The following is a 25911-nucleotide window of genomic DNA, read 5'->3' as shown; positions in this document are numbered from 1 at the left end:
GACAACAGTTCTGCGAAAGGCTTCATTGTGCTGTCCGTACAGCAACTCCAGATCAACGGCCGCCGGGACGATCTCCTCCCGGCAACCTCGCTCCAGGTGCACCGCGGCGAACTCCTCCTGGTTGCAGGGGAAGGCCAGGACCAGCGGACCGCCCTCGCTTTGGCCCTGAGCGGCCGCATGAAGCCCAGCAACGGCGTCCTCAGCTGGGACAACACCACCAAAACAAAGAAGATCAGGCTTGCCAGCGCCCTGGTGGACTCCCCCGGAGTCAACGAACCGGAGCAGCACCTCAGCGTCCGCGACCTCGTCACCGAAGACCTTTCCCTTATCCCGCGACGCTACCGCGGTGCGCTGCTGAGCAAACCCTGGCTCAAAGTGAACAGCTTCGAGGACATCGCCGGCCTCTGGATCGAACAACTTCCCGCCGGCCGACGCCTTGAACTGCTGACGGCCCTCGCCCTGGCAGACCCTGCCACGGACCTCCTGGTCATCGACTCCCCCGACCGACACAGCGCGGATCCTGAGACCTGGTTGCCCCGGCTCCAGGCATTGGCGTCCGACGCCGGGCGGCCGCTTGCCGTCGTCGCCGTCGTCGGTGCCCTCCCGGACAACTGGACGGGCGCCGCAGCCGTGATCGGCAACTCAGTGACCCATCCCCCTGAACCGGAAGCGGAGCCCGCGCCGGCAGCGGCCGAGCCGGCCGCCGTCGTCGAACCGGCCGTCGTCGAACCCAAAGCCAAGCACGCCGCCGGCGCAACGCCGGACGTGACCGAAGAACCTGAAACCGAAAACCTCCAAAGGACTGCAAAGTGACTGTTCTGCGGCTTGCCCGCTCCGAACTCAAGCGCATGACCGGCGGGCTCCTGCCCAAGCTGACCATCCTCGCCCTGACCATGGTTCCGTTGCTGTACGGCGCGGTGTACCTGTACGCGAACTGGGATCCGTACGGCAACCTGAACCAGATCGACGCTGCCTTGGTGGTCGAAGATACCGGAGCGACGTCGAAGGACGGCACCGAGCTGCAGGCCGGCAAGAAGGTGGCCGACAGCCTGGAAGAAGGCCATGTCTTCAACTGGAAGCAGGTCTCCAGCGCGGAGGAAGCCGACGCCGGCGTCCGGACGGGCGAATACGCCTTCGCATTGCGTATCCCCAAGGATTTCTCAGCAAACCTGGTCTCGCCCGGCAGCTTCGACGCCGCAAACCAGGCCATGCTGCACGTCACCACCAACGACGCCAACAACTACCTCCTGAGCACCATCGTGGACAAACTCACCACTGCCGTGCACTCGACGGTGGCCAAGGAAGTAGGCGAGGAAACGGCCAACCAGCTCCTCACCGGTTTCGGCACCATTCACGCGTCGATCGTGAAGGCAGCCGACGGCGCGTCCGAGCTGGCCACGGGCGTCGGAAAACTCAGCGACGGCGCCGCGACCCTCCACACGGGCACCGGCCAGCTGGTCACCGGCGCGGATCAGCTCGTGTCCGGTCAAACCCAGCTGCGGGATGGCGCCGTGCAACTGAACACGGGTGCCGGCCAGCTGAGTTCCGGCCTCACGGAATTGAAGAACAAAACCGCCACTTTGCCTGCCGATTCGCAGAAACTCGCGGACGGTGCAGCCCAGGTGGCCGCTGGAAATGCGGAGCTGAACGCCAAGGTCCAGGAGGTCGTCGGACAGTTGGACGCCGCCGACAAGGGCCTGCGCAACCGCGTGGTGGAGTCGAACGCACGGCTCGTCACGGCGGGCGTGCTGACACAGGAGCAGGCCGATAAGGTCCTGGCAGATTTCGATGCCGCCGCAGCATCCAGCCCGGTCACCGATGCCAAGGCGAAGATCTCCGGTGATGCGGCCAAGATCCAGCAGCTCTCGGACGGTTCGGCAGCAGTGAGCGCCGGCGCCCAGAAGCTTGCCGGCGCCACGCCGACGCTGACCGATGCCATCTCGCAGGCTGCGGCTGGTGCCGGGCAGCTGAATTCCGGCGCAGCAACCCTGGCCGCCGGCCAGCAGACCGCTTTGGACGGCGCAGTAAAGCTCGACGACGGCGCCCGCCAACTGGACGACGGCGCGGGACAACTTGCCAGTGGTGCAGTGACCGCTTCCGATGGCTCGCACACGCTGGCCACGGAGCTCGCCAAGGGTGCGGGTGAGATCCCCAACCCGAACGATGAACAAAAGAGCAACGTCTCCAAGGTCATCGCCGACCCCGTTTCGGTGAACAACGTCTCCCAGGCGAAGGCAGGTTCCTACGGCGCTGGATTGGCGCCCTTCTTCCTGACCTTGGCCCTGTGGATCGGTGTCTTCATGCTGGTCCAGGCCATGCGGCCCATCACCCAGCGGGCCCTGGCGTCGAACGCCCCCGCCTGGAAAATCGCCGTCGGAGGCTGGCTGCCGTTCTTCGTGGTCTCGGTGCTGCAGGCCACCATCCTCACCCTGGTGGTGGACCTCGGACTTGGCTTGAATCCGGCCCATCCGATCGGGATGTGGCTGTTCATGCTGGCCGCGGTGATGGCGTTCAGTGCCATCATCCAGGGCATCGTGGCGCTGATGGGTACGCCCGGCAAGTTCGTTGTGCTGATCCTGCTGGTCCTGCAGCTGGTCTCCTCCGGTGGTACCTTCCCCTGGCAGACCACCCCCATGCCGCTTCATGTGGTGCATGAGGTCCTGCCCATGGGTTACGTCGTCACTGGCATGCGGCACCTGATCTATGGCGGTGAACTCAGCATGATCTGGCCGACAGTTCTGGGCCTGCTTGGATACACTTTGCTCGGAGCGGCGCTGTCAACGCTGGCAGTCCGCAAGCACAAGATGTGGACCCTGAAAACCCTGAAGCCGGAGATCGCAGTATGAGCACCACCCAGCCATCCGATTCCGGCGATACCGGAAAGAAACTGCGCCCGGGTCGCACCAACGCCACCAAGCAGCGCCTGTTCGAAGCGTCCATGGAGCTGATCGGCGAACGTGGTGCAGCGGGAGTGACGGTTGACGAGATCGCGGCCGCCGCAGGAGTGTCCAAGGGGACTGTGTATTACAACTTCGGCAGCAAGTCGGACCTGATCGCGCAGCTCCTGCGGCACGGCGTGGACATCATGCTGGTCAGGCTCCAGGACGTCCAGGGGCAAAGCAGTGATCCGCTGGAATCCATGAAGAACATGGTGGCACAGGCCATGGAATTCATGGACGACTACCCGTCCTTCGCCCGGCTGTGGGTCAGCGAAAACTGGCGGACACCCGGCGAGTGGAGCGCTGTGTTCACCGAACTCCGCGCAGAGCTGCTGGCCGTGATCGGTTCCGCAGTTGAGCGCGTCGCCGCCGGCTACAAGGTTGACCAGAGCATTGTCCGAGGCAGCCTGGAAGCAGCCATCTTCGGGGCCATCTTCGTGGTGGGCCTGGACCGGCAAACGTACAACCCGGAGCGGACCCGCGAGCAAAGCGTGGCCGCAGTGATGACCATCATGCACGGCTACGTGATCAAGTAGCTTCAAGCACGTTGTGAGGCCCGGTCTGCGTGGCATGACGCGCTCATAGCCTGCTCAGCAGGCCCCGCAACGGTATGCAACTGCAATGTACGACGGCGTGGCGCGGCCACATGGTCGGCGATGATTAACCTCATGCGTCACATGGGGAACAGCGGGAAGCTTGCGGTGGTGGCCGCCTTTGTGTCCCTGGGACTCTTGGTCATGGCAGCCGTCGTGCTCGAGGAATTGGTGCTGTACCTGTTCCTGGGCAGCGTGCTGCTTTGCTACCTGGCGTCCCTGGTCCAGGTCTTCAACCGGCGGCGGTACTTTGTGATCCTGCTCGGCGCCATCGGAACGAGCCTGTTCATCGGCTGCAGCATCGCCTTCCTGCGGATGTGGGGCATCGCGTTCACCCAGGATGCCAACGCTTTGGGCAGTGCGGTGAGCACCAAGGACTCCGACATCTATTTCTACTTAGCGGTGGCCGCCGGGGTGGGAACACTGGCCGTCATGTTCCTCGGAGCCGTGGTGCCTTCGTTTGGTTCGCGGGCTGCAGCTCCCGCGAAACGGCCCGTCCCTGCGGCAAGGAAACGGCCGGCAGCGCGCACGCCAACTACCCGCCAGGCGACGCAGTCCAAGCGTCCGGTTGCGCCGGCCCAACGCCCCGCGGGCACTGCAAAGCCGGCTGCCCCTAAGCGCCCCGCACCATCCCGGACGCCGACCACGGCAGCCATGCGGCCGGCGTCGAACGCTCCAAACCAACGCAAGGCAGCGCCCAAACGCTAACGCCCCTGCGTTGCGAGGCCCGCTCTACGCGCTTACGCCAGGTTTAGACGCGCAGAGCGGGCCCCACAACGGGAACGTCCGGGCGCTTCCTTGGGATTCCCAGCACCGCCGTCGCGACGCCGAGTAGCAGGATCAGGCCACCCATGACTTCGGCGGGCGTGGGAATTTCGTTCAGGACCAGCCACGCAGCCGTCATGCCCACCACCGGAACCAGCAGCGTAAAAGGCACGACGTCGGAGCTCGGGTACAGCGACAACAGCCGGTTCCAGATGCCGTAACCCACCAACGAGGCAAACACCGCCGTGTAGACCGCGCTCAGGACGGTGGCCGGCTGCAGATCCGTGAGCGTGCCCCACACGACCCCGGGCCCGTCCACCAGCAGCGACAACCCGGCCAACGGCAGCGGCACCACAGCGCCGGACCACACCACCAGCCCCAGGCCCGATGCAGCTTTGGAATGACGCGCCACCACGTTCCCCACGGCCCAGGACAACGCGGCTGCGAGCACAATCATGAGCGGCAGCACGGGCGCCACGGCACTGCGTCCCAGCGCCACGACGGCCAAGCCTGCGATACCGAGCGCCACGCCGACCAGTTGCCTCCGGCTTGGCTTTTCGCCAAGGAAACGCGCGGCGAGCAGCACCGTAAACAGCACCTGCGCCTGCAGTACCAGGGACGCCAGACCTGCAGGCATCCCCAGCGCCATGCCGAGGTACAGCAGACCGAACTGCCCGGCACTCATGAAGAGCCCGACGCCGATAATCGCCTTCCAGCCGACGTCCGGTTTCCGGATGAAGAAGATGAAAGGAAAGACCACCAGGAGGAAGCGCATGGCCACGAAGAGCAGCGGCGGGACGTCCCGGCCGTTCGTGTGGAGTCCGAGGTCGATTGCGACGAAGTTGATGCCCCAGAGGACGGCGACAAGCACGGCAAGGAAGGAGTGGCGAAGGTTCACAAGTACACTCTGACGCCCTTTTCCTTGAAGCACCAGCGTTGAATTCAGCAACAAACCAAGTAGATTTGCTTCATGATCGATATCTCGGCTTTGCGCGCATTGGTCGCCGTGGAACAGCACGGTTCCGTAGTGGCCGCCTCGGACGTCATGGGCTACAGCCCCTCAGCGGTTTCCCAGCAGATCAAGAAATTGGAGAAGCAGACAGGCGTGGCCGTCCTGGAGCGGAACGGCCGTGGAGTGCTGCTGACTGAGCGGGGGCTGGCGCTGGCAGGGTACGGCCGGCGGATCATGGGCGAACTTGAGGAACTCCAGGCAACCCTCCTGGCCGATCCCGCCAAACCGTCAGGGCTGCTGCGGCTGGTGGCTTTCTCCACAGCCTGCCGGGGCCTGGTGGGACCGGTCCTCGGACGAATGGCAGCCGCACATTCCGCGCTGGACATCACCGTCCTGGCGGAGGATCCGCGTGAAGCTGTGCAGCGCGTGGCGTCAGGCGAAGCCGAACTGGCGGTGGTCCACAACTGGAACTCCGTTCCGCTGGTGATACCGGATAACGTCGTGCACGAGGACCTGTGTGTCGACCAGGCCGATGTCCTGGTCAACAGCACGCACCCGCTTGCGGCGCGTACCGCCGTCGAGCGTGAGGACCTGCTGGACGAGACGTGGATCAGCACCCCGGCAGGAGCCATCTGCAATGAGGCTCTTTTGCAGATCTTCGCCGGACTGGGCCGCGTCCCGGACATTCGCGTTTACGATCCCGATTTCTCTACCCACATCGCCATGGTCGAACAGGGGGTGGCGATTGCGCTGGTCCCCCGCCTGGGCAGGCCTACCCTGCCGCCCGGCGTGGTGGCCATTCCCGTGGTCAGGCCTGCCCAGCAGCGATCCGTGGGAATCGTGTACAGGAAGACCATGACTGCCAGCCCCAACATCCGGCACGTTGTCCGCCTGCTGCGTGAAGTGGCCGCGGAGGAGTTGACCGCATAGCAGCAGCTAGTGGCGGGGCACCGTGAAGTGCGTCAGCCGCGCATCCTGCCCGTCGAGCTCAGCCCAGGACTTTTCCGTTTCCATGACCGTCAACGCGCTGGTTGGGTAGCGGGTGGCGGCCTCCATGTAGGCGTCGTGATCCGAATCCCGGGAGGCCAGGTGCATGGCAAGATCCTGCACCCCCGGCATGTGCGAGATAACCATGAGCGTTGTCACCGTGTCCGGCACGTGGTTGATGACCGTCAGCATGCGGTTGGCCGAGGCGGAATACAGGCCGTCCTCAAGTTTGGGCGTGGGCGCCTTCTCCCCGAGCTCGTCGCACACCCAGGTACAGGTCTGGCGCGTCCTCAGGGCCGAGGAACAGAGGATGAAGTCCGGAACAACACCGTTTTCGAGCAACCACTTGCCGGCCAGCGGCGCCTCGCGGTGTCCGCGTTCCTCCAGTGGACGCTCATGATCCGGCACACCCGTGGGCCAGTCGGCCTTGGCATGGCGCATGATCACAAGCCGCTTGATGTGATGGTCACTCATAGATCAACCCTATCCCTCCCCTTGACCGTGGAGGCCAATGCTCACTGGCCGGACAACGCGAAAGCGCCCGCCCTGGAGGGCGGACGCTTTCGCAGTCAAAAGATTAGATCGAGTATTCCGGAGCGGCCCAGACGATGACCTCGGGGTGCTCGTAGAAGCGGTAACCCTGTCCACGGACGGTACGCACGGTGTTCGCCAGGCGGCCCAGCTTGGAGCGGAGGCGGCGGATGTGGACGTCGATGGTGCGCTCGTTCGGCACCTCTTCGGCGTTGCGCCACAGGCCTTCCAGCAGCTCGTCGCGGCCCACGGTGCGGGTGCCGTTTTCGACGAGGTAGTTGAGAAGCTCGAACTCCTTGAACGTCAGGTTCAACGACTCGCCATCCAGGTGCACTTCGCGACGGGCAAGATCGATCAGCACGCCTGAGGGGCGGGCTTCCTGCTGCGGAGCCGGACGTGCCGCTTCCGCACGCTGGCGGGAGGCTACGGTGGGGTCACCGAAGGTGGAACGCACGACGTCGAGCGCGGACCCGGGTGCCCCGGCGGGAGCGACGGCCACTGCCGCGTAGCTCTCGGCACCGGTCACCAAGGACTGCGCGTAGGCACGGATTTCCTGGGCCAACTTGGCAATGGAGGTTCCAGCCGCAGCTGCGGTCTCTTCGTCAATACCCATGTAGAGCACGAAACCGCGGGCCACGTTGTCGTTGGCGACGGGGCGCAGCCTGTCCGACTGGGCGATCACCGGCGTGGGCGCAGTCATGGGTGCCGGCTCGGCGGCAGGTACTGCACGCAACTGGCCGTAGGAGTTGGGGTTGTAGCCCTGCGGCACGTACCCGGGAGCCTGCTGGCCGGCGCCTTGCTGGGCGGGGGCGTAGCCGGGGCGGTTGCCGAAACCGGGGCGGAGCCCTGCGTTCGACGCGGCCTTGTTGGCGTTACGGACGGAGATGTGGACGTATCCAGATGCAACTGACATGGAGTGCTTACCTCAAAAGTGAATAGCCGTCATCGCGGCTTCGAATGCTGAATGTCCCCGCAATGAGTTTGGGGAGGGGCGCCCAACGCTGGGCTAGGGGGCGAATGCCTGAAACTTCTTGGGGTGGAAAGTTAGGCTTGCATTCGACAACAGCGGTCATCATGGCCAGCGGGTGTGCTGGACCAGGTTGCTGCGGCTGCAGGTGCTGTTGAGTTCTTGTTCACATTGGAAGTGTGCAACGTAACAATGGCAACACGCAAGTAACAAAGCGCCGAACCGTCCACATTTTGAGACGTAGAGGTCTATTGTGCTGCAAATCACAATTCCGTGGACCCCTAAAATGAACGCCATTTCATTCGTTGCGAGGAAGAAATATTAGCCTTCCAGTGAATTTTCTTCGGCTGATCGGGCATGATTCGCACTCTCGTGTTCGCGATCGCAGCTGATTCGGAATCTCACGTTCTGAAACACTTGTTGTCCAATCGTCGGCCGGCAACTTCTCGAATTTTTTGTCCGGAATCTGGTAGAGACGGCGAAATCGTCCTCCGTTTCAGGACCAAGTGCCACCCCGGGCCGGGTCCCACCTCGCTAGTGTTGAGTTCACAGCGTCTTCACAGGACCGGCAAAGCGCTGGCAAACCAGCAGAACAGAGAGTTGTCCCATGGCCTCCTCGCACTCCATGACCAACAACCTTCCCCAGCTCACCCATCCTGACGGGTCCCCCATCCGTGCACTGGTGGTCGACGACGAACCCAGCCTTGCCGAACTCATGAGCATGGGCCTCCGCATGGCCGGCTGGTCCGTAGCTGTGGCCGCAGACGGTCCCGTGGCGGTGAAGCTTGCCAAAGAATTCCGGCCCGACGTGCTGGTGCTCGATGTCATGCTGCCCGGATTCGACGGCGTCGAGGCCCTCAACCGCATCCGTGCTTTCGCCCCGGAAGTTCCCGCCCTGTTCCTCACCGCAAAAGACGCCGTCCAGGACCGCATTGTGGGCCTGGCAGCCGGGGGCGACGACTACGTCACCAAGCCCTTCAGCATGGAGGAAGTACTGCTCCGCCTCCACCGGCTGGTCCAGCGTTCCGGCGTCGCTGCCATGGACACCGCCGAACTGGTGGTGGGAGACCTGACCTTGAACGTGGATACCCGCGAGGTGACCAGGGCCGGTGAAGACATCACCCTCACCGCCACGCAGTTCGAACTACTGCGTTACCTCATGGAAAATCCCAAGCGCGTCGTCAGCAAGGCCCAGATCCTGGACCGCGTCTGGGACTACGACTTCGGCGGCCAGGCCAACATCGTGGAGCTCTACATTTCGTATCTCCGCAAGAAGATCGAGGCGAACCACCCACCCATGATCCACACCATCCGTGGTGCCGGCTACGTCATCAAACCCGCGGACTAGGCATTGGGCACCCTTTCAGGAGTTGCCAGGAGCTCCCGGCGCAGCTGGCTCAATCCCTCCACCTGGCATTTGCGCACCCGCCTGGTGCTGGTAGCCATGGCCTTGCTGGTAGCAATCTGCAGCGCCGTCGGAATCGTCAGCTACGCTTCCATGGACGCGGTGTTCAACAAGCAACTGGACCAGCAGCTTCAACAGGCCTCCAGCCGCGCGAACGAGTTCGGCAGGCCGCCGTCGAGCTTTCCGAACGCACCGTCCGGGAGGCCGGATCCGCTGGAGGCCCGCGGCCAGGCCGCCGGGACGCTGAACGCCCGGATCGACGGATCAACTGTTCGGAGTTCAGGCCTGATCGACGCCCAGGGCAAGAGGGTCTCCCTTTCGGACGCTGACGAGCAGGTACTTCTGACACTCCCCCGGGACAGCCGCCCTGTGGACCGTTCCCTGTCCAACGGCGACTACCGTCTGGTGGCCGTGACAACAAACTACGACGACGTGATCGTGACGGGTCTGCCGCTGGCGGACAAGCAGACCGCCGAGGCGTCCCTGGTCTGGACCATGGTGCTGGTATCGCTGGGTGGCCTGGTGGTGATCGGCCTGGTTGGCACGGTGATTATCCGGCGAACCATGCGGCCGCTTGAGCAGCTCTCCGAAGTCGCCACCAAGGTTTCACGCCTCCCTCTCGACGCCGGCGAGGTGGCACTTGCGGTGCGGGTCCCGGCGTCGGCCTCCCATCCCGGCACTGAAGTAGGGAGCGTCGGCTACGCCCTGAATCAGATGCTGAACAACGTATCCAGCGCGCTGGAGGCCCGGCAGGAAAGCGAAACCAAGGTGCGGCAGTTCGTCGCCGACGCCTCGCATGAACTGCGTACGCCGCTGACCGCCATCCGCGGCTACACCGAGTTGCTGCGGATGACCGAAAACTTCACGGACGACGGCAGGAAGTCGCTGGCCAGGGTCCAAAGCCAGTCCGAGCGCATGACCACGCTGGTGGAGGACCTCCTGTTGCTTGCACGGCTGGATGAAGGCCAACCGGTCAAGGTCACCGATGTGGACCTGACCCAGCTTGTGGTTGAGACAGTGAGCGACGAGAAGGTCATGGCCCCGGACCACATTTGGCAGCTCTCGTTGCCCGATGAACCCATCACCGTCCGCGGCGATGCCACGCAGCTCCACCAGGTGCTGGCCAATCTGCTCTCGAACGCCAGGAAGCACACAGATCCCGGAACTACGGTTGTCACCGGCGTGATGCTCTCGGCCGACGGCAGTGCAGTGGTGACCGTGACGGACAACGGGCCCGGCATTCCGGACGATTTCCAAGGCCGGATCTTCTCCCGCTTTGCCCGGGCCGACGCAGCGCGGTCGGGGTCTGAAGGGACGTCGGGGCTGGGCCTGTCGATCGTGGAATCCATAGTTGAAGCGCATGGTGGAAGCGTCGAAGTGACCTCCCGTCCGGGTCGTACGGAGTTCGCCGTGAGGCTTCCAACCGTGAGCGGCGGACAACTGTAACGATCCCGGCAAGGCGACTCACCGTCGTCGTGATCTCTGTTACCTAAATGTGACTTCAGCAGAAACCTCCTGTACCGTCGAAAGGGTGGGTCGCCCCAACTGGCCCACATCCGGGATGCGCCGAGCTCTGCCACTTCCCGGAGTCCGTACTTTCTCCGAGGCAGAGACGGGGGACCCAGAGTCTCCGGGCCCAGGCATTTATTGCCGGCCCTTGGGGTGAAGCCGCAGCGTGATGCGCGGCCGGATGACCTCATCCGAACCCGACAGCTAACTCCGCAGGCGCTGAGAGGTAATCACACATGTCTGAATTCAACGATCAGACGCGCCCTTCCGCGCGTCACCGCGACCATAACGACAACCCGTCGACCAAGTCGCAGTCAGTCCTCAAGAAGGCAGCCCGTGACGGCAAGTCCGGTGCACGCATGTCCGTAGTAGCCGGCGTTATCGCCGCTGCACTGGGCGTTGCATCGCTCGGAACCGCCGCCAACGCAGCTCTTACTCTCCCTGAGGCAAGCCGCGTGGCCGAAGCCCGGACCGCCGCCGAGGCCAGCAACAACAAGGCCGCTGAGGAAGCCGCAGCAGCCAAGAAGGCCGCAGCTGAGAAGGCTGCCGCCGACAAGGCCGCAGCTGACAAAGCCGCCGCCGACAAGGCCGCAGCTGACAAAGCCGCCGCCGATAAAGCCGCTGCAGATCAGGCGGCCGCCGCGCAAGCAGCAGCCGACCAGGCCGCCGCAGAAAAGGCTGCCGCAGAAAAGGCCGCCGCTGACGCTGCCGCAAAGCAGGCAGCCGACGCCGCTGCTGCCGCCGCCGCAGAAGCCGCAGCCGCCGCAGCTGCTCCCAAGGCTGTGGATGACCCCGCTGCTGCCAAGGCCTACGCCGCCAGCATTCTGGGCAGCTACGGCTGGAGCGCCGCCGAAATGACGGCACTGAACACGCTGTGGGAGAAGGAATCCAACTGGAAGACCACTGCCACCAACGCCTCCAGCGGCGCCTACGGCATTGTCCAGTCCCTTCCGGCCGGCAAGATGGCTTCTGCCGGCGCTGACTGGCAGACCAACTACCAGACCCAGATCAAGTGGGGCCTGAACTACATCAAGGAACGCTACGGATCCCCGTCAGCTGCCCTGGCCTTCCACTTGGCCAACAACTGGTACTAAGCCAAGCTGTTTGATTGCCGCCCCGGCTTCCGCCGTTTGCCTCAGTTCTTACTGGAGCGGATGGCGGGAACCGGGGCGGCTTCTTTCGTTTTCACAGGTGCTTGCCGGGGCTCACAGTAGTGTCACAGCTTCCGCCTAAAGGGTTCATAATCTGATCCTTCATTCTGGATCCATGACCATCACGGATCCAGGGACCGTAGTCCACCACCCGCAGGACCCGGGCGCGGGCGTCCCCGCCCGGGTTCCTGTCCTGGACCTCACCGTGCCCGTCTGCAACGAGGAAGCGCGGCTCGAGACGAACCTCCGCCGGTTGCACGGCCACCTCATGGAGTCACTGCCGCACGCGTTCCGGATCACTGTTGCCGACAACGCCAGTACGGACGGTACGCTTCGGGTAGCCGAGCGCCTGGCCCGGGAACTGCCCGAACTTCTCGTCGTCCGTTTCCAGGACAGAGGCCGTGGGAACGCGCTCCGCCAGGTCTGGCAAAACTCGCCGTCGCCCATTCTGGCCTACATGGAAGCCGAGCTGCCGGCGGACCTTTCCGCTTTGGCACCCTTGCTGGCCCCGCTGCTCTCCGGGCACTCGGATGTCGCTGTCGGCACCCGGCTGTCACCGGCCTCGCACACGAACCTGAGCCCGCAGCGGCAGATCATTTCCCGCAGCTACAACGCCCTGCTGCGGACCCTCATGGGCGCCCACGTCTCCGATGCCCAGTGCGCTTTCAAAGCCATCCGGGCCGACGCCGCACGCAAGCTCCTCCCCTACATCAAAGACGACCGCTGGTTCTTTGACACTGAACTCATGATCGACGCCGAGCTCTGCGGTTTGCGCGTCCACGAGGTCCCCGTGGACTGGACTGACGATCCCAACTCAAGCGTCGACGTCGTACGGACAGCCTTTGCCGATCTGCGCGGTATGGCGCGGTTGATGCGCGACCTCGCCCGGGGACGGGTCCCCGTCCGTGAGCTTAGGAGGGAGCTCGGTGCGGTGGCGGAAACGGGAAGCGGTATTCCCGGCAGAGTACTTCGCGCCCTGGGGTGGGCTGCGATCTTCGTCGTTGTGGTCCTGCTGACGTCCAATCCCCTCGGTTTATTGCCGGGCGCCCTGACCGCGCTGGTTCTGACGGGATCGGCCGCCCGGGTGGCCGCAGGGTTACGCGTCGTCCTGCGCGGGAAGAAGTCCGCCCACCGTCCCCACAGCATTGAGCTGCCGCAGGCCAGGGCACAGTAACGGGCGTCTATTCTTCAGGTTCCGCCTCAACCGCGCCACGGACGGCTGCGATGGACGCTGCAACGTCCCCGGCGTCCGTGGTCCAGTTGCTCACCGAGATCCTGAGGATTTCCCGGCCGCGCCAGGAAGATCCGGACATCCACACCGCCCCCTCGGCCATGAGCCGCTGCGTGATCCTGTGGGTCCGGTTATCGCTGCCGAAGCTCACGGACACCTGGGTGAACACCACGTCATTGAGGATCTCAACCCCAGGGATAGCGGCCAGGCCTTCCGCCAACGCCCGTGCGTTCGCTGCGAGCCTGTCCACCATGGCGATCACACCGGAGCGGCCCAGCTGCCGCAACGCAGCCCACACCGGGATGCCGCGTGCGCGCCGGGACATCTCAGGAACCTTCTCCAACGGATCCCCCAGGCCTGTTTCCGTGGCGATCAGGTAGCTGGTGTGGACACTGAACGCGCGGCGGAGGGATTCCGGCCGCGAGACGATCGCCAATCCGCAGTCATAGGGAACGTTCAGAGTTTTGTGGGCATCCGTGGCCCAGGAATCTGCCTCCTCGACGCCGGCCAGCCTCGGCCTCAGGGTGGGGCTGACGGCTGCCCACAAACCAAAAGCACCATCAACATGGACCCACGCTCCGCGGTCGTGGGCCACCGCGATGGCTTCTTCCATCGGGTCAAACGCGCCTGAGTGCAGGTTGCCCGCCTGTAGGCAGACCAGCGACGGTCCGGGCTGCTCATCCATGGCCGCAGCCAAAGCTTCGGGAATGATCCTTCCCTGCCGGTCCGCTTCAACAGGGACGCATGCTCCCAAACCCAGGTACCGCAGCGCCAGGTCCACGGCGGCGTGGCGCTCCCTGCCGGCAAAAGTGGTGATGCGCGGCCCGCCGTTGAGTCCCAACGATTCCAGGTCCCAGCCTGCCTCATCCATCAAAAACTGGCGTCCCGCTGCCAGGCCCACGAAGTTGGCTGTGGTGGCACCGGTAGTGAACCCGACGTCGGACGTTGCCGGAAGGTGGAGAAGGTCCAGCAGCCAGGCAGCCGCGGATTCCTCGATGGCGGCCGCCGCCGGTGTGGCGAAGCGGAGTCCGGTGTTCTGGTCCCATGCCGACACGAGCCAATCGGCGGCCATGGCTGCGGGCAGGGTCCCGCCCATGACCCATCCGAAGAACCGGCCGGACTGGATGGCCATGAGGCCGGGCTCAGCCAAAGCGGCGAGTTCATCCACTACCTCGGCGGCATCGGTGGCCTCATCAGGCAGCCGCGGCAGGATGCTTTTAGCCACCTGGTCGGCGTCGGACGAAGGACGGACAGGGCGGGTAGGCACTGACGTGAGCCAAGCACCGGCATGGACCATGGCCCGTTCCAATGCAGCACCGTAAGCCTCCGGCATCGCAGACATGCGCACAGCCTACGCCCGGTTAACTGGCTGGAACAGTACGAATTGAAAGCTAGAGGGTCAGCGTCAGGAGGTGGCCGCCGTCGTCATCCTTCACGACGGTGACCGTCACGGCTGAGTAGTCCAGGATCCGCCACATGCCAGGCTCAAGGCCGCCGCCTGCGTCGCCCACCACAACAGTCCGCATCCCCGCGGCCCGCGCAGCCGCGATACCTGCCGGTGCGTCTTCGAAAACCACGACGTCGGCCGGCTCGGCTCCCAGCAGCGCGGCCGCTTTGAGGTAGCCCTCCGGATGCGGCTTGCCCCGGGTGACGGACTCTGCGGTGACGGTGGTGGACGGCATGGGGAGCCCGGCGGCCTGCATGCGGATTTCGGCCAGGATGCGGTCTGCGGAGGTAACCAACGCAATGGCCTCATCCGGCAGGCCAGCCAAGAGCGCTTCGGCGCCGGGCAGCGCGATCACACCGTCCGTCCGGGACCGCTCCATTTCACCGAGCTCGGCAGTCAGCGCCTCCATGTCGGAACCCGCGGGAGCATAGCGGCGGACAGTATCGCCTGCCTGGACGCCGTGGGACGTGCGGAGGATCTCGTCGAAGTCCAGGCCATAGCGTTGGGCGAACTCCAGCCACACCTGTTCCACGATGGCCGTGGAATCGACCAGGGTGCCGTCCATGTCGAAAAGGACGGCACGGGCATTCAGCACCGGCGGGGAGGCAGGCTCGGCAGGATGGCTCATGGTTCCATCCTGCCGCACCCGCGGGACGTGGTGCTGCTGTGTGACTTAGCCGTTCGGCCGCTGCGGCAAGTACTGGAGGGCCCACTTGTTTCCGTCGGGGTCGGCGAAGTACACAAAGTGGCCCCAGTCCTGGATGTCGACATCGCTGACGTCCACGCCGTTTGCCTTGAGCTGATCGTGGGCTTTGTTGATGTCGCTCACCACCACCTGCAGGTTAGGGGCGGTACCTGGAGGAGCATCTGACAAGCCCTCGCCGATAGCGATGGAGCAGGCCGAACCCGGCGGGGTCAGTTGCACGAAGCGAATGCCGTCCATGGGACGCTCGTCAAAGTCGGCGTTGAAACCGACCTTGTTGACGTAGAAATCCTTCGCGCGGTCGACGTCGGACACAGGGACAAATACCAGTTCAAGTTTCCAGTCCATGCGCCACAGGCTAACGGGGCCGCCGGGAAACCGGTAGGGGTGTGAGTCAGCCAGCCACGCCGTAGAGGCGGTCGCCGGCGTCGCCCAGGCCGGGCACGATGTAAGACTTTTCGTTGAGTTTCTCGTCGATCGAGGCCAGGACGATCTTCACGTTGGCGTCAGACAGCTCTTCTTCCAGCTTGGACAGGCCTTCGGGGGCTGCGAGGAGGCAGATGCACGTGACATCCGAGGCGCCGCGCTTGAAGAGGAATTTGATGGCCTCGCGCAGGGTGCCGCCGGTGGCGAGCATAGGATCCAGGACGAAGATCTGCCTGCCTGTGAGGTCCTCGGGGAGGCGCTCGGCGTAGGTGATGATGTCCAGCGTCTCTTCGTCGCGGGCCATGCCCAGGAAGCCGACCTCGGCCGTGGGAACCAGCTTGGTCATGCCCTCCAGCATGCCCAGCCCTGCGCGCAGGATGGGGACCACCAGCGGCGTGGGCTTGGTGAAAGCCGTGCCGATGGTCTTGGTGACGGGGGTCTCGATCTCTACTGGCTGGACCTTGACCTCGCGGGTGGCTTCATAAGCCAGCAAGGTGACCAGTTCTTCGGTGAGTTGCCGGAAGACCGGTGAAGGGGTGTTCTTGTCCCGCAGAACGGTGAGCTTGTGAGCGACCAGCGGGTGGTCCACGACGAGTGTGCGCATCCCCCAAAACTATCATTGAGACATGAGCGCCACCGAGCCGTATCACGCAGAACACCTGGCCTGGATGGGCCTTGCCCTGGACGAAGCCCGGTTGGCGTTGAAAACCGACGACGTGCCGATCGGCGCCGTGGTGCTGGGGCCCGACGGCGGCGTGCTGGGTTCCGGACGTAACGAACGGGAGGCGCACGGTGACCCGACCGCCCATGCCGAGGTGGTGGCGATCCGCCAGGCGGCCGCATCGCTGCGACAACGCGCCCTGGATTCCGGAGGGGGCGACGACGGTTGGCGGCTCGAGGACTGCACCCTGGTGGTCACCCTGGAGCCGTGCGCCATGTGTGCCGGGGCGATCGTCCTGGCCCGCATTCCCCGCGTCGTTTTCGGCGCGTGGGACGAGAAAGCAGGAGCGGCGGGATCCGTGTTCGATATCCTCCGCGAGCGCCGCCTCAATCACTGGGTGGAGGTCTACGCCGGGGTCCGCGAGCAAGAATGTGCGGCGCTCCTCAAGGACTTCTTCGCCTCGCATCGCGCTCCGGCAGGACACGCTCCGGCGGAACACGCTGTAGAGCACCGCCCATCCTGATCCCTTCCTTCACGGGAGCAAGCCATGACAGTTTCGTTCAATCACACCATCGTTTACGCCACGGACAAGCAGCGATCCGCAGAGTTCCTTGCCCGGATCTTCGGGCTCCCGGCACCGAAGCCGATGTGGTCCTTCGTCACGGTGTCCTTCGAGAACGGCGTGACACTGGATTTCCTGGGCGCGGACGGGGACATCACACCGCAGCACTACGCCTTCCTGGTCAGTGAAGAAGAGTTCGACCAGATCTTCCTCAGGATCACCGCAGAACACGTGCCCTACTGGGCCGACCCTGCACGTTCCCGCGGGCAACAGATCAACCACAACGACGGCGGCCGCGGCATCTATTTCACGGACCCCGACGGACATTTCCTGGAGGCGATCACCCGGCCGTACGGTTCGGGCTGATGCTGCCCTACCGCCCTGCCGCCGCGTCCAACGCGTCGATCCGCACCTGACGTGATGCCGGGGAGTCCAGGCTGAACGAACGGAAATCGCCGAGTTCATCGCGGATCCAGGCCTCCACCTCGGCGATCCGTTGGCTCACAGCTGCAGTGGGAGCGTCAAAAGTCCACGCCGCGATCCGTTCCTTACCGGGATCGTATTGCCATAGTCCGATGATCCGCCCACGATCCAGGATGGGGTGGTCCGGCAGGTCGGCCTGAAGTGCCAGCGTGGTGTCCAGGACCTTCTTTCCCTTGTCCTCATCGGCGAACATGTCCCCCGAATTGCGCCTGTGGAGGACCAATGAGTCTGTGCCTGCCAACAGCTGGATTTGTTCGTCACCCGGCTCCTCGAAGTCCGCCAAACGCTCGACGTCGGAAGGCAGCATCCAGAGCACATCTCCACTGGCTGTGGTCACCTCCATGGCACCAATGGAGGCGAGCGCTGCCTTGCTCTGGGCCACCGTAAAGGCAGTGAACCACTGTGTCTGCTTGAACGTCGCTCCCCCGGTCCAGCGCAAGTACCGTTCCAGCAGCAGGCGGCGGGCGCCGTCGTCGTCCATATCGCTGGGCGGCAGGCCCCAATTCGTGTAGGCGTAGCGCTGTTGGTCCAGACGGCCGTTGACCGGGACGCGACGGATGCGGCCTTCCGCCTGCAGGAGTCCCAGGGCCGTGGGCAGCGTGGTGGAGGCGCCCTTCTTCTTGCCTTCCTCACCCAGGCTGCGGACCGAATCGCCCAGCACGTCCCTGAGTTGTTTGGGGTCCATTGGCTCACTGGACTCTTTGAGGGCGTGTTCCACTTCGCCCTCCAGGAGGGTGATCTCGCCGCGTTCCACGCCGAGCCGTGCCAGCACCTTGAACGGGGCAATCGCGGCGTCGCGGCCGATCTGGAGAGCCCACGGGTAGTCACTTTGGCCCAGGACATACGTGCATCCGCGGGCGGTCGGGAGTTCGTGGATCCTGAGCGCCCTGACGTCCTTGTCAGCTTGTTCGCGACTGGTTCCTGCCCTGGCGAACAGCGTCAGGTACGGGTTGGCGCCGCCTACGGATCGGGCCCAACCGGCGTGGTCCAAGACTTCCTCTGAGGTTTTGCCTTGGAGCGAACCGTCCAGGCCCTGCTTGTGCCAGGCCCAGGCCCGGAGCCGTTCAGGGGTCAGGGTGTCTGCGGCAGGCGCGATGCTGGTCATGGCCCCATTCTGCACCCGGTTATCAGGGCGAAGCTGTCACGGCTTTCAAAACAATCGCAGCAGTGTTGTCCCAGCCCGAGAGGTTGTCGCGGGCCAGGATGGCGTTTTCATGCCAGGACCCTTGGATTTCGACGTCCGTCAGCCAGCTCCGGAGAGTGTCCGCGAGAGCTTCCCGGGGATCCCACGCGGCGCCCGCCCCGGTACCGCCCAGCGCCTCCACTGCACCTGTCCCTTGCCGGACAAGGACCGGGACGCCATGTGCCAACGATTCGGTCACCACCATCCCAAAGGACTCGGAGTGCGAAAGCAGGACGCTGAGGTCGGCTTGGTGCCACTGCTCTTCGAGTGAGGTGCCGGTCAGCTCGCCGGTGACACGGATGCGGTTTTGCAGCGCGTGATGTTCGACGGCGGCCCTCACCTCGGCCGCGTACGCCGGGTCAGCTTCCTCCGAACCGATGAGCGCTGCGGTCCAGGGCAGGTCCTTTATCTGGCTCAGGGCCTCTACCAAGTGTGCTTGGTCCTTGTTGGGCAGCAACGCCGCGACAGCAACGATGTGCTTGGGCTGTGAACCTGCGCTGAGGTCTGCTGGTTCGGCGCCGGGGGTGGCCACCGCTATGTCCAGGGAGCCGTGTTTAGCCTGCAATTCAGCGGCGGAGTGGACGCTCGGGCAGATAATCCCGGTCGCGGCCGCCAACGCCTTCGACTCAAGGTCACCGTGCTCCGCCAATGCCATGTGCGAGAGGATCCAGACCTTGGTTCCGGCCTTGACCGCGCCGGCGATCTCCTCCGGAGCCCCACTCGCTACCAAGCCGTCGGCAATCACGGTGGTGCCGCCGTCGAGCGCTTGCGCGAACCGCTGCCGGTCCGCCGGGCTGCCAACCGGCCAGTCGCCGTCGACGGTTACCGTCTCAACGGAGGCGCCGAGGGCCGTCAGGTGCTCGGCGAGTTTGGCGTTGTATTTGTTGCCGCCGGAGCCGTGCCTGACGTTCCCCGGAACCAGGAAGCGGATGTGCACTTACTTGGCCGGGAGCTCCAGCGAGTAGCCCGCCCAGGCGTCGGGGTTCTCGCGGAGGACGACATCGATGCCGGCGAGCGCAGGCCCGTCTTCGGTGTCCTGGATCCGGGTGGCCATGGCGTCTGCGATGTGCTTTGCGAGTGCCTCGGTGGTGGAAAGTTTGCCCTTGAACGCGGGGTGTTCGTCCAGGTTCTTGTAGTTCAGGTCTTCAAGGATTTCCTCGAGGATGCCGCCTGCTGCGCCGATGTCCAGGACGATTGCGTCGTCGTTGAGGTTTTGGCGGCGGAAGCTGACTTCGGCAACGAACGTGGCCCCGTGGAGGCCCTGCGCCGGGCCGAACGCTTCGCGGGGAAGGCTGTGGGCGATCATGAAGTGGCGTCGGACGGTCAGGCTGAACATGTACTAATCCTCCGGGTTTGGGTACGCGACCACATGGCAGAAACCGCCGGGCCGTTCGAACAACTTAACAAGTGTGGTGGGCAGGTTTTGGAACTGGCATTCGCTGCTGAGGAAGGTGTCGAACAGCGGATCCTTGAGCTGGTTGACCGCTTCCTGAAGCCGCTGGGCGTTGCTGCGCCGGTGCCTCCTGGGGAGAGCGACGGCGCCCACCTGGCTGGAGCGGATGTTCAGCCTGCGGGCGTGGAAGTCCTCGCCGAGCGGGAGCGTGACTTCCTTGTCCGCGAACCAGGAAAGTTCGATGACGTCCGAATCATCACCGGCCAGTTGCAGGCTCAGTTTCAGGCCGTCGTTGGAGGCGGAGCAGTGGAAGACGATGTCGTTGTCGTTGGCTGCGTCCTCAGGCTCGGCGAATTCGATGCTGAGCTTTTCGGCGAGGTTGCGCTTCTCCGGGTCGGCATCCACCAATTGCAGACGGCCCAGCGGATACTTCCGCAGGAGCGTCGCCAGGACGCCACCCACCAAGCCACCACCGACGACGGCGACCCGGTCTCCCAGCCTCGGTCCGGCTTCCCAGAGGGCATTGATGGCAACCTCGACGATGCCGGTCAGTACGGCGCGGCGGGCCGGGACGTCCGCGGGGATAGCCGTGAGCTGGCTGGTGGGAACGATGTAAAAGTCCTGGTGCGGGTGGAGGCTGAAGACAGTCTTTCCCCGCCATTCCTCCGGGCCCTCTTCGACGGTGCCAACGCTCAGGTACCCGTACTTCACCGGGCCGGGGAAGTCGCCTTCCTGGTGCGGAGCCTGCATCAGATCGGCGACCCGCTCCGGGACGCGGCCTTCATGGACCACGCGCTCGGTTCCGCGGCTGACTCCTGAGTACAGGGTCCTGACCAGGGCTTCTTCCTTTTGCCTCGGCGGCAGGGACTCCGGGCGTAGTTCGCCATCGCCTGACTTGGTGACCCAGTAGGCGTGGGCTTCGTGCACTTGATCGTGAGGAATAGTCATGATGCTTATGAATCTATCGGTGGGTCGCTTCGGATGGAAGTTGACCTTTTTTCGCGGGGCTTGGGGTGGTTCTGCCGACGGCTTCCCGCGGGCCCGTTTTGGGGAACCGGCCCCGACTCCGGTACCCTATTTCAGTTGGTGACGTGTCCGAGCGGCCGAAGGTGCAACACTCGAAATGTTGTTTGGTGTAAAAGCCAACGTGGGTTCAAATCCCACCGTCACCGCCAATGAAAACCCCCGGGAAACCGGGGGTTTTCTGTATTCTCAGCGTCTTTGTGGTGTATTTTTCGAGCAGTGGTCGTCCACCAATAAGCCATTTCGGAAAGGCCACTGCAGCCATCCAAAGAGGGGAATCCACATGCGTCGACGCATCGTGTTGGCCGCATTGGCGGTCTTCTGTGCGGGAATGGCCACATCCTGCGCCGGCTCCGCTCCTCTTCAGTTGGATGCCGGCACCACAACTGTCGAGTACAGCTTCCGCGACAGCTCAGTCCCGCCCCAGTACCACCGCAGCTTCGTGATCAAAGCTTCGAAAGACGAGGCATCCATCACCGTGGACTCATATGGCGACGTGCTGGGCCAGGAAACCAGTGTCATGCCGGCCGATACGTGGACCCAGGTCTTGGACTCGGCAAAAACCCTGCCCTCCCGTGCCGCCAAGATCAGCGAACCCAAACCCGGTTGCACGGGAGGCACGGGATCGAAAATCACCATCCGGGACAGCGGCGGGGAACGCTACTCCAAGTCAGTTGAAAACTGCGGTGGCCGATCCGACCAGCCTCTGACCGAGACCGCGGGCCTCCTTGAAGCCCTGTTCGACATGGACAAACTGTTGAAAACCGGCAAATAGCGCGTCGAGGGGCGAGGTTTCGGGACTTTCGCGAAGGCAAAGAGCCGGGATCTAACCCTTCGCCGCGGCCAGGAGTAGATTTAGGCCGGATGCCGCATGGCACCCTCGGAACCTCACTGACCGTGGAGGCGGCAATGGCCAGGTCATCACAGCAAAAAGGCAAAAGCACGGACTACGAGTTCGTCACCGTGTGGCGAGTGGCCGGCACACGTGAGGAAGTCGTGGACATCCTCGGCGGCGCCGGAACCCTCACGGAGTGGTGGCCCTCGGTCTACCTCGCTGTCTCACCGGTAGCCCGAGGCGGCCCCGACGGCGTGGGTGAATCCTTCGACCTCCACACCAAGGGATGGCTCCCCTACACCTTGCGGTGGCGGCTCACCATCACCGAACCGGTCACCCTTGACGGCTTCGCACTCGCAGCCAAGGGCGACCTGAATGGAACCGGCCGCTGGACGTTCGCAACCGACGGCCCCGAAGTTGTCATCACCTACGACTGGCGGGTCAGCACAGCCAAACCGCTATTACGCAGACTGAGCTGGCTTCTGAAACCGGCCTTCTCCGCGAACCATCACTGGGCCATGGCGCGAGGTGAGGAAAGCTTGAAACTCGAGCTCCGCCGTCGTAGGTCCACAGCCGATCCGGCCCGCGTACCGGCACCGCCGGGTCCGACCTTCACTCCGCGGCGCAAAGCAACGCCCGGGCAAAGAAGTTGACATTCTTTCAGCTCGCCCTGATCTCGGCAGCGGCCCTCTTGGGGCCGCTGCTGGCGTTGCCACGGAAATGGCATTTGCCTGTTGTCCTGGGCCAACTGCTGGCGGGCATCGTCATTGGCCGGACAGGCCTGCAGGCAGTGGACCCCGGGGACCCTGCGTTTACGTTGATGGCCGATGTCGGCTTCGCGCTGATCATGTTCGTTGCCGGCACGCACGTTCCTATACGGGACAAAGCGATCAGGGCCGCCGTGGGCGGCGGCGCGACCAGAGCGGGGGCCGCGGCACTACTGGCCGTCGTGACGGGTTTGGGGATTGCTGCCGTTTTCGGAACCGGCCATGCGCCCGTGTACATCGTGTTGCTGGCGTCGTCTTCCGCAGCCTTGGTGCTGCCGATCGTCGATTCCTTGGGACTGCGCGGACCCAAAGTGCTGACCATGACCGCCCAGGTGGCGATAGCCGACATAGCCTGCATCGTGGCACTCCCCCTGGCGGTCGATCCGCCCAACGCGGGCCGCGCAGCTCTGGGCGCCGCCGCGGTAGCGGTCAGCGCGCTGCTCCTGTACGTCATCCTCCGCGCCTTGGAACGCCGCGGCACACGCGGCCGCCTGCACGACGTTTCCGAAGACAGAAAGTTCGCGCTGGAGCTACGAATCCAGTTGACCTTGTTGTTTGCCTTGGCAGGGCTGGCCGTTTTCGGGCACGTGTCCGTGATGCTGGCCGGGTTCTCCTTTGGCCTTGTCGTGGCAGCCGTGGGTGAACCCCGGCGGCTTGCCCATCAGCTTTTCGCAGTGAGTGACGGTTTCCTGGGACCCGTCTTCTTTGTATGGCTTGGCGCGTCCTTGAACCTGAACGACCTCGGATCGAACCCCCAAATGATTCTCCTGGGCCTCTGCCTTGGCGCAGGCACCCTTTTGGTTCACGCCGCCATGCGGCTCCTTGGACAGCCTCTGCCGCTGGCCGTCCTCTCGGCATCCCAACTCGGCGTTCCCGTGGCGGCCGTGACCATCGGCGCACAGTCGCACCTTCTTCAACCGGGCGAGGGCGCGGCGATGCTTTTGGGCGCGCTCATCACCATTGCGGCCAGCGCAATCGCAGGGCGGACGGCAGCCGCCGCCCAAGACGCGGCAGCGAACCCATCCAAGACCAAACCGGCACCGAACTCCCGATAGAATCGAAGCCGTTGCCGTCCACGTCGACAAGCCAACACAAGCAAGAAGAAAGGGAGGACCCGTGCGCACTTCACAGCCCCGGGCACCCTTCCACGCCTTGCGGTCCGGCGCGATCGCGCTGGTCATCCTTGGCTTGGCTGCCGGAGCCCACGTCATTGGCGGCGGATTGCTGCCGATGGCCCCGGTGCTCCTGGCCTTGCTCGCGCTGACGGCGCTGGCCACCACGCTGGCCACCCGGTTCCGGCTGAACGCCGTCACCATGGCAGCGCTGCTTGGCGCAGGACAACTCGCACTCCATGAGGCTTTCACTGCCCTAGGGCCCGTTGCTGCCGACTCACCAGGAACAGCCCACCACCTCGGCAACGAATCACTGAACCCTGCCCTGCAAACGGTGACAGAACATACCCACGAGCTTGGTTCCACCGTGGGCGTCCTGATGCTGATGGCGCACGTCGCGGCTACCCTGGGGTCTGCCCTGGTCCTGGCCAAGGGCGAGGATGCGCTCTGGCAGCTGGCCGCGTGGCTCCGACCGCTGGTTGCCCTGCCCACGCTGCTGTTCAGGCCCGACGCCGGTGCGTCTCCTGTCGCAGTAGGCGCACCTGACGTTTTCATCCCCCGCCCCTGGCGGAACCTAAGGCAAGACAGCCGCCGCGGCCCGCCCGCCGTCGTCGTCCTTAGCTAGTTCCGCCCGGCACCCAAGCTGCAAAGCACCAATGCTGCAAAGCCAGCAAACGCCTTTGCACGGTGACGGGCTCCCAAACCCGTACCCCAGCGCCCCCTCACTTGGCGCACCCGAAAGGCAACCCCATGAAGAAGTCCTCGCTTCGCCGTACCCTGTCCGCTACCGCCGTTGCCGGTGGAACCGCTGCCCTGATGATGGCCGGTATCGCAGGGGCGTCGGCCCACGTCGGCGTCGACCCCAACAAGACCGCGGCAAACTCCTACGCTCTGTTGACGTTCAGCGTTCCCCACGGCTGCGGCACGTCCGGCACCACCAAAATTGCCATCAGCCTCCCCGAGGAACTGACCGACGCAACCCCCACCGTCAACCCGAACTGGAACGTGGAGAAGGTGACGGAAAACCTCGCCGAGCCCAAGAAGCTGGACGACGGCACGTCCATCACCAAGCGCACCAGCCAGATCGTGTACACGGCCAAGGCGCCACTGGATCCGCACATGCGCGATGCCCTGGTCCTCTCGGTGAAGCTGCCTGACGCTGCCGGCAAGACCATCTACTTCCCCACGTTCCAGACGTGCGAAACGGGAAAGACGGACTGGATCGAGATTCCCAAGGACGGCCAAAGCGAGGATGACCTGAAGTCGCCCGCTCCGGCCATTGCCATCACTCCGGCGGACGCTGCGGGAGACCACCACGCTGCCGCAAGCGTGTCCACCGAGCAGGCGTCCTCGGTAACCGACGACGGTTCACAGGCCCGGAGCTGGGCCGGCCTGATCGCAGGCATCGCGGGCCTCGGACTCGGTGGCGCGGCGTTCTTCCGCAGCCGCTCGGCCAAGCCCGCTGCAGTGAAGGCAGACACCAAGTAAATCAGTGCAGGTGGCGCCCGGAAGATCACGATCCGGGCGCCAATCTGCCCTGTAACCCGTGGCTGAATTGACTAGCGCCACCGCCGAAGCAAGGCTGGTGCCCATGTGGACTCAGCGCATCAAAACCGGTCTTGTGACGACGACGGCGGCCGCCTCGCTGCTGCTTCTTGCGGCTTGCGGGCCAAGCCCCAGCCCGGCGGAATCAAGCAGTGCCCCGCCAAGTTCTTCCACTCCCTCGGCATCGTCGACGTCGGCCTCCCCCTCCGCGACGGCCTCCACGACGCCTTCGCAGTCTCCCACCCCGACCACCACGTCCGCGCCTCCTGCAGCCGTTGGACAGTGCAAGGCCGCAAGCCTGACTGCGGCCACCGATGCCACTGGTGGCGGAGCAGCCGGCAGCGTCTACGAGAAGCTGATCCTGACGAACTCGGGAACGGCTCCGTGCATTGTTGAGGGCTTCGCCGGGGTATCCCTGACGGCAGACGCCAATGGCGAACCGATCGGCGAACCGGCGACCCGCGAAACCACCACCCCGGTGACCAAGATCGAGCTGGCTCCGGGCAAGTCGGCGTGGGCGGAAATCCGCTACACGCAGGCGGGCAACTACGGCGACTGCACCAAGGTTACTGCGGCCGGGCTGCGCATCTACCCGCCGAATGACACTGCCTCGCTGTTTGTCGCCGAACAGCACGATGCGTGCAGCAACTCCGGGATCAAGCTGCTGACAGTCACTGCCTTCCAGGCTGTTTGACCGCTCCCCACGGTTCCGGCTTATTCTGTCGGAGCCGTGGGGCATGA

At 64.5% G+C, this 25911-nt stretch carries 28 protein-coding genes, 1 tRNA gene and 1 riboswitch; of the genes, 18 read left to right on the top strand and 11 right to left on the bottom strand.

Features of this window, described 5'->3' with window-relative positions:
• Window positions 1-27 precede the first annotated feature (27 nt).
• The 4 genes from JMY29_RS03620 to JMY29_RS03605 all read left to right on the top strand — a co-directional run bounded on the left by JMY29_RS03620 (window position 28) and on the right by JMY29_RS03605 (window position 4240).
• Window positions 28-813, top strand: a complete 786-nt coding sequence (locus JMY29_RS03620) for a P-loop NTPase family protein (RefSeq protein ID WP_189076130.1) — start codon at window positions 28-30, stop codon at window positions 811-813.
• Window positions 810-2846: a YhgE/Pip domain-containing protein gene (locus tag JMY29_RS03615; protein ID WP_018777960.1), complete on the top strand. Its 2037-nt coding sequence runs from the start codon at window positions 810-812 to the stop codon at window positions 2844-2846. Before JMY29_RS03620 ends, JMY29_RS03615 begins: the two co-directional genes overlap by 4 nt.
• Window positions 2843-3475 carry a TetR/AcrR family transcriptional regulator gene (locus JMY29_RS03610; protein WP_018777961.1) on the top strand — a complete coding sequence of 211 codons (633 nt, stop codon included), beginning with the start codon at window positions 2843-2845 and terminating at the stop codon, window positions 3473-3475. The genes JMY29_RS03615 and JMY29_RS03610 overlap by 4 nt, the downstream gene beginning before the upstream one ends.
• A gap of 141 nt (window positions 3476-3616) precedes the next feature.
• On the top strand, window positions 3617-4240 hold the full coding sequence (locus JMY29_RS03605) for a hypothetical protein (protein WP_229778624.1): 624 nt from the start codon (window positions 3617-3619) through the stop codon (window positions 4238-4240).
• A gap of 43 nt (window positions 4241-4283) precedes the next feature.
• Here JMY29_RS03605 and JMY29_RS03600 read toward each other — a convergent pair whose 3' ends face one another.
• A complete protein-coding gene (locus JMY29_RS03600; protein ID WP_018777962.1) occupies window positions 4284-5195 on the bottom strand; it encodes an EamA family transporter in 912 nt (303 codons plus the stop codon).
• 72 nt (window positions 5196-5267) lie between these two features.
• Here JMY29_RS03600 and JMY29_RS03595 point away from each other — a divergent pair, with 72 nt between their 5' ends.
• Window positions 5268-6179 carry a LysR family transcriptional regulator gene (locus JMY29_RS03595; RefSeq protein ID WP_189076132.1) on the top strand — a complete coding sequence of 304 codons (912 nt, stop codon included), beginning with the start codon at window positions 5268-5270 and terminating at the stop codon, window positions 6177-6179.
• 6 nt (window positions 6180-6185) lie between these two features.
• Here the strand turns inward: JMY29_RS03595 and JMY29_RS03590 are convergent, their stop codons facing one another.
• Both JMY29_RS03590 and JMY29_RS03585 read right to left on the bottom strand, forming a co-directional pair.
• Window positions 6186-6710: a SixA phosphatase family protein gene (locus JMY29_RS03590; RefSeq protein ID WP_079581544.1), complete on the bottom strand. Its 525-nt coding sequence runs from the start codon at window positions 6708-6710 to the stop codon at window positions 6186-6188.
• A gap of 103 nt (window positions 6711-6813) precedes the next feature.
• Window positions 6814-7680, bottom strand: a complete 867-nt coding sequence (locus JMY29_RS03585) for a winged helix-turn-helix domain-containing protein (protein ID WP_018777965.1) — start codon at window positions 7678-7680, stop codon at window positions 6814-6816.
• A gap of 661 nt (window positions 7681-8341) precedes the next feature.
• Here JMY29_RS03585 and JMY29_RS03580 point away from each other — a divergent pair.
• The 4 genes from JMY29_RS03580 (at window position 8342) to JMY29_RS03565 (ending at window position 12973) form a co-directional block, all read left to right on the top strand.
• On the top strand, window positions 8342-9082 hold the full coding sequence (locus JMY29_RS03580; RefSeq protein WP_189076133.1) for a response regulator transcription factor: 741 nt from the start codon (window positions 8342-8344) through the stop codon (window positions 9080-9082).
• Window positions 9083-9085: 3 nt separating this feature from the next.
• Complete coding sequence (locus JMY29_RS03575) at window positions 9086-10585, top strand: sensor histidine kinase (protein WP_039239705.1); 1500 nt, start codon at window positions 9086-9088, stop codon at window positions 10583-10585.
• 132 nt (window positions 10586-10717) lie between these two features.
• Window positions 10718-10879, top strand: a riboswitch (cyclic di-AMP (ydaO/yuaA leader).
• A gap of 5 nt (window positions 10880-10884) precedes the next feature.
• On the top strand, window positions 10885-11742 hold the full coding sequence (locus JMY29_RS03570; protein ID WP_079581546.1) for an aggregation-promoting factor C-terminal-like domain-containing protein: 858 nt from the start codon (window positions 10885-10887) through the stop codon (window positions 11740-11742).
• Between the two features lie 172 nt (window positions 11743-11914).
• Window positions 11915-12973, top strand: a complete 1059-nt coding sequence (locus JMY29_RS03565; protein WP_189076134.1) for a glycosyltransferase — start codon at window positions 11915-11917, stop codon at window positions 12971-12973.
• A gap of 7 nt (window positions 12974-12980) precedes the next feature.
• Here the strand turns inward: JMY29_RS03565 and JMY29_RS03560 are convergent, their stop codons facing one another.
• From JMY29_RS03560 to upp, 4 genes are read right to left on the bottom strand one after another with little or no spacing between them, the layout of a single operon-like run.
• Window positions 12981-14372 carry a pyridoxal phosphate-dependent decarboxylase family protein gene (locus JMY29_RS03560; protein ID WP_026267196.1) on the bottom strand — a complete coding sequence of 464 codons (1392 nt, stop codon included), beginning with the start codon at window positions 14370-14372 and terminating at the stop codon, window positions 12981-12983.
• A 49-nt stretch (window positions 14373-14421) separates the two neighbouring features.
• Window positions 14422-15105: an HAD-IA family hydrolase gene (locus JMY29_RS03555; protein ID WP_189076135.1), complete on the bottom strand. Its 684-nt coding sequence runs from the start codon at window positions 15103-15105 to the stop codon at window positions 14422-14424.
• Between the two features lie 45 nt (window positions 15106-15150).
• Window positions 15151-15528, bottom strand: coding sequence for a VOC family protein (locus JMY29_RS03550; RefSeq protein WP_018777972.1), 378 nt, complete (start codon window positions 15526-15528; stop codon window positions 15151-15153).
• A gap of 46 nt (window positions 15529-15574) precedes the next feature.
• Entirely contained in the window at window positions 15575-16210 is a 636-nt protein-coding gene (gene upp / locus JMY29_RS03545) for a uracil phosphoribosyltransferase (RefSeq protein ID WP_018777973.1), read from the bottom strand.
• Window positions 16211-16232: 22 nt separating this feature from the next.
• Here upp and JMY29_RS03540 point away from each other — a divergent pair, with 22 nt between their 5' ends.
• Both JMY29_RS03540 and JMY29_RS03535 read left to right on the top strand, forming a co-directional pair.
• The gene (locus JMY29_RS03540) at window positions 16233-16790 is read left to right on the top strand and encodes a nucleoside deaminase (RefSeq protein WP_189076136.1); all 558 of its coding nucleotides are present in this window, start codon (window positions 16233-16235) and stop codon (window positions 16788-16790) included.
• 24 nt (window positions 16791-16814) lie between these two features.
• Window positions 16815-17195: a VOC family protein gene (locus JMY29_RS03535; protein ID WP_144651627.1), complete on the top strand. Its 381-nt coding sequence runs from the start codon at window positions 16815-16817 to the stop codon at window positions 17193-17195.
• Between the two features lie 7 nt (window positions 17196-17202).
• On the opposite strand, the gene JMY29_RS03530 is transcribed toward JMY29_RS03535, so the two are convergent.
• Genes JMY29_RS03530 through JMY29_RS03515 form a run of 4 tightly spaced genes read right to left on the bottom strand, consistent with a single transcriptional unit; the run spans window position 17203 to window position 20836 of the window.
• Window positions 17203-18417, bottom strand: coding sequence for a DNA glycosylase AlkZ-like family protein (locus tag JMY29_RS03530; protein ID WP_189076137.1), 1215 nt, complete (start codon window positions 18415-18417; stop codon window positions 17203-17205).
• 22 nt (window positions 18418-18439) lie between these two features.
• Window positions 18440-19432, bottom strand: a complete 993-nt coding sequence (locus JMY29_RS03525; protein WP_189076138.1) for a glycosyltransferase family 4 protein — start codon at window positions 19430-19432, stop codon at window positions 18440-18442.
• Window positions 19433-19831, bottom strand: a complete 399-nt coding sequence (locus JMY29_RS03520) for a 6-pyruvoyl trahydropterin synthase family protein (protein WP_018777978.1) — start codon at window positions 19829-19831, stop codon at window positions 19433-19435.
• A 3-nt stretch (window positions 19832-19834) separates the two neighbouring features.
• A complete protein-coding gene (locus tag JMY29_RS03515) occupies window positions 19835-20836 on the bottom strand; it encodes a zinc-dependent alcohol dehydrogenase (RefSeq protein WP_039239698.1) in 1002 nt (333 codons plus the stop codon).
• A 137-nt stretch (window positions 20837-20973) separates the two neighbouring features.
• Between JMY29_RS03515 and JMY29_RS03510 the strand changes: the two genes are divergently transcribed.
• From JMY29_RS03510 to JMY29_RS03480, 7 genes are all read left to right on the top strand, one after another.
• Window positions 20974-21063: transfer RNA gene (locus tag JMY29_RS03510), tRNA-Ser, on the top strand.
• Between the two features lie 131 nt (window positions 21064-21194).
• Complete coding sequence (locus JMY29_RS03505; protein ID WP_189076139.1) at window positions 21195-21686, top strand: hypothetical protein; 492 nt, start codon at window positions 21195-21197, stop codon at window positions 21684-21686.
• A gap of 89 nt (window positions 21687-21775) precedes the next feature.
• On the top strand, window positions 21776-22399 hold the full coding sequence (locus tag JMY29_RS03500) for an SRPBCC family protein (protein ID WP_374757516.1): 624 nt from the start codon (window positions 21776-21778) through the stop codon (window positions 22397-22399).
• Window positions 22396-23568 (top strand): cation:proton antiporter, encoded by a 1173-nt coding sequence (locus JMY29_RS03495; protein ID WP_189076140.1) that lies wholly within the window; start codon window positions 22396-22398, stop codon window positions 23566-23568. Before JMY29_RS03500 ends, JMY29_RS03495 begins: the two co-directional genes overlap by 4 nt.
• 61 nt (window positions 23569-23629) lie before the next feature.
• On the top strand, window positions 23630-24250 hold the full coding sequence (locus tag JMY29_RS03490; protein WP_018777983.1) for a hypothetical protein: 621 nt from the start codon (window positions 23630-23632) through the stop codon (window positions 24248-24250).
• A gap of 125 nt (window positions 24251-24375) precedes the next feature.
• The gene (locus JMY29_RS03485; protein WP_018777984.1) at window positions 24376-25113 is read left to right on the top strand and encodes a YcnI family copper-binding membrane protein; all 738 of its coding nucleotides are present in this window, start codon (window positions 24376-24378) and stop codon (window positions 25111-25113) included.
• 103 nt (window positions 25114-25216) lie between these two features.
• Complete coding sequence (locus JMY29_RS03480; RefSeq protein ID WP_189076210.1) at window positions 25217-25864, top strand: DUF4232 domain-containing protein; 648 nt, start codon at window positions 25217-25219, stop codon at window positions 25862-25864.
• Window positions 25865-25911: the final 47 nt, after the last annotated feature.

It is taken from the genome of Paenarthrobacter nicotinovorans, from assembly GCF_021919345.1.
In the GTDB taxonomy this organism is placed as follows: Bacteria; Actinomycetota; Actinomycetes; order Actinomycetales; family Micrococcaceae; genus Arthrobacter; species Arthrobacter nicotinovorans.
The sequence above is the reverse complement of the archived record's forward strand: the minus strand, read 5'-3'. Positions and strand labels throughout refer to the sequence as shown.

Coding starts and splice junctions, on each gene's coding strand:
- JMY29_RS03610 (WP_018777961.1), top strand. CDS start 2,843: ATGAGCACCACCCAGCCATCCGATTCCGGCGATACCGGAAAGAAACTG.
- JMY29_RS03605 (WP_229778624.1), top strand. CDS start 3,617: ATGGGGAACAGCGGGAAGCTTGCGGTGGTGGCCGCCTTTGTGTCCCTG.
- JMY29_RS03595 (WP_189076132.1), top strand. CDS start 5,268: ATGATCGATATCTCGGCTTTGCGCGCATTGGTCGCCGTGGAACAGCAC.
- JMY29_RS03590 (WP_079581544.1), bottom strand. CDS start 6,710: ATGAGTGACCATCACATCAAGCGGCTTGTGATCATGCGCCATGCCAAG.
- JMY29_RS03585 (WP_018777965.1), bottom strand. CDS start 7,680: ATGTCAGTTGCATCTGGATACGTCCACATCTCCGTCCGTAACGCCAAC.
- JMY29_RS03580 (WP_189076133.1), top strand. CDS start 8,342: ATGGCCTCCTCGCACTCCATGACCAACAACCTTCCCCAGCTCACCCAT.
- JMY29_RS03570 (WP_079581546.1), top strand. CDS start 10,885: ATGTCTGAATTCAACGATCAGACGCGCCCTTCCGCGCGTCACCGCGAC.
- JMY29_RS03565 (WP_189076134.1), top strand. CDS start 11,915: ATGACCATCACGGATCCAGGGACCGTAGTCCACCACCCGCAGGACCCG.
- JMY29_RS03560 (WP_026267196.1), bottom strand. CDS start 14,372: ATGTCTGCGATGCCGGAGGCTTACGGTGCTGCATTGGAACGGGCCATG.
- JMY29_RS03555 (WP_189076135.1), bottom strand. CDS start 15,105: ATGAGCCATCCTGCCGAGCCTGCCTCCCCGCCGGTGCTGAATGCCCGT.
- JMY29_RS03550 (WP_018777972.1), bottom strand. CDS start 15,528: ATGGACTGGAAACTTGAACTGGTATTTGTCCCTGTGTCCGACGTCGAC.
- upp (WP_018777973.1), bottom strand. CDS start 16,210: ATGCGCACACTCGTCGTGGACCACCCGCTGGTCGCTCACAAGCTCACC.
- JMY29_RS03540 (WP_189076136.1), top strand. CDS start 16,233: ATGAGCGCCACCGAGCCGTATCACGCAGAACACCTGGCCTGGATGGGC.
- JMY29_RS03535 (WP_144651627.1), top strand. CDS start 16,815: ATGACAGTTTCGTTCAATCACACCATCGTTTACGCCACGGACAAGCAG.
- JMY29_RS03530 (WP_189076137.1), bottom strand. CDS start 18,417: ATGACCAGCATCGCGCCTGCCGCAGACACCCTGACCCCTGAACGGCTC.
- JMY29_RS03520 (WP_018777978.1), bottom strand. CDS start 19,831: ATGTTCAGCCTGACCGTCCGACGCCACTTCATGATCGCCCACAGCCTT.
- JMY29_RS03515 (WP_039239698.1), bottom strand. CDS start 20,836: ATGACTATTCCTCACGATCAAGTGCACGAAGCCCACGCCTACTGGGTC.
- JMY29_RS03505 (WP_189076139.1), top strand. CDS start 21,195: ATGCGTCGACGCATCGTGTTGGCCGCATTGGCGGTCTTCTGTGCGGGA.
- JMY29_RS03500 (WP_374757516.1), top strand. CDS start 21,776: ATGCCGCATGGCACCCTCGGAACCTCACTGACCGTGGAGGCGGCAATG.
- JMY29_RS03485 (WP_018777984.1), top strand. CDS start 24,376: ATGAAGAAGTCCTCGCTTCGCCGTACCCTGTCCGCTACCGCCGTTGCC.
- JMY29_RS03480 (WP_189076210.1), top strand. CDS start 25,217: ATGTGGACTCAGCGCATCAAAACCGGTCTTGTGACGACGACGGCGGCC.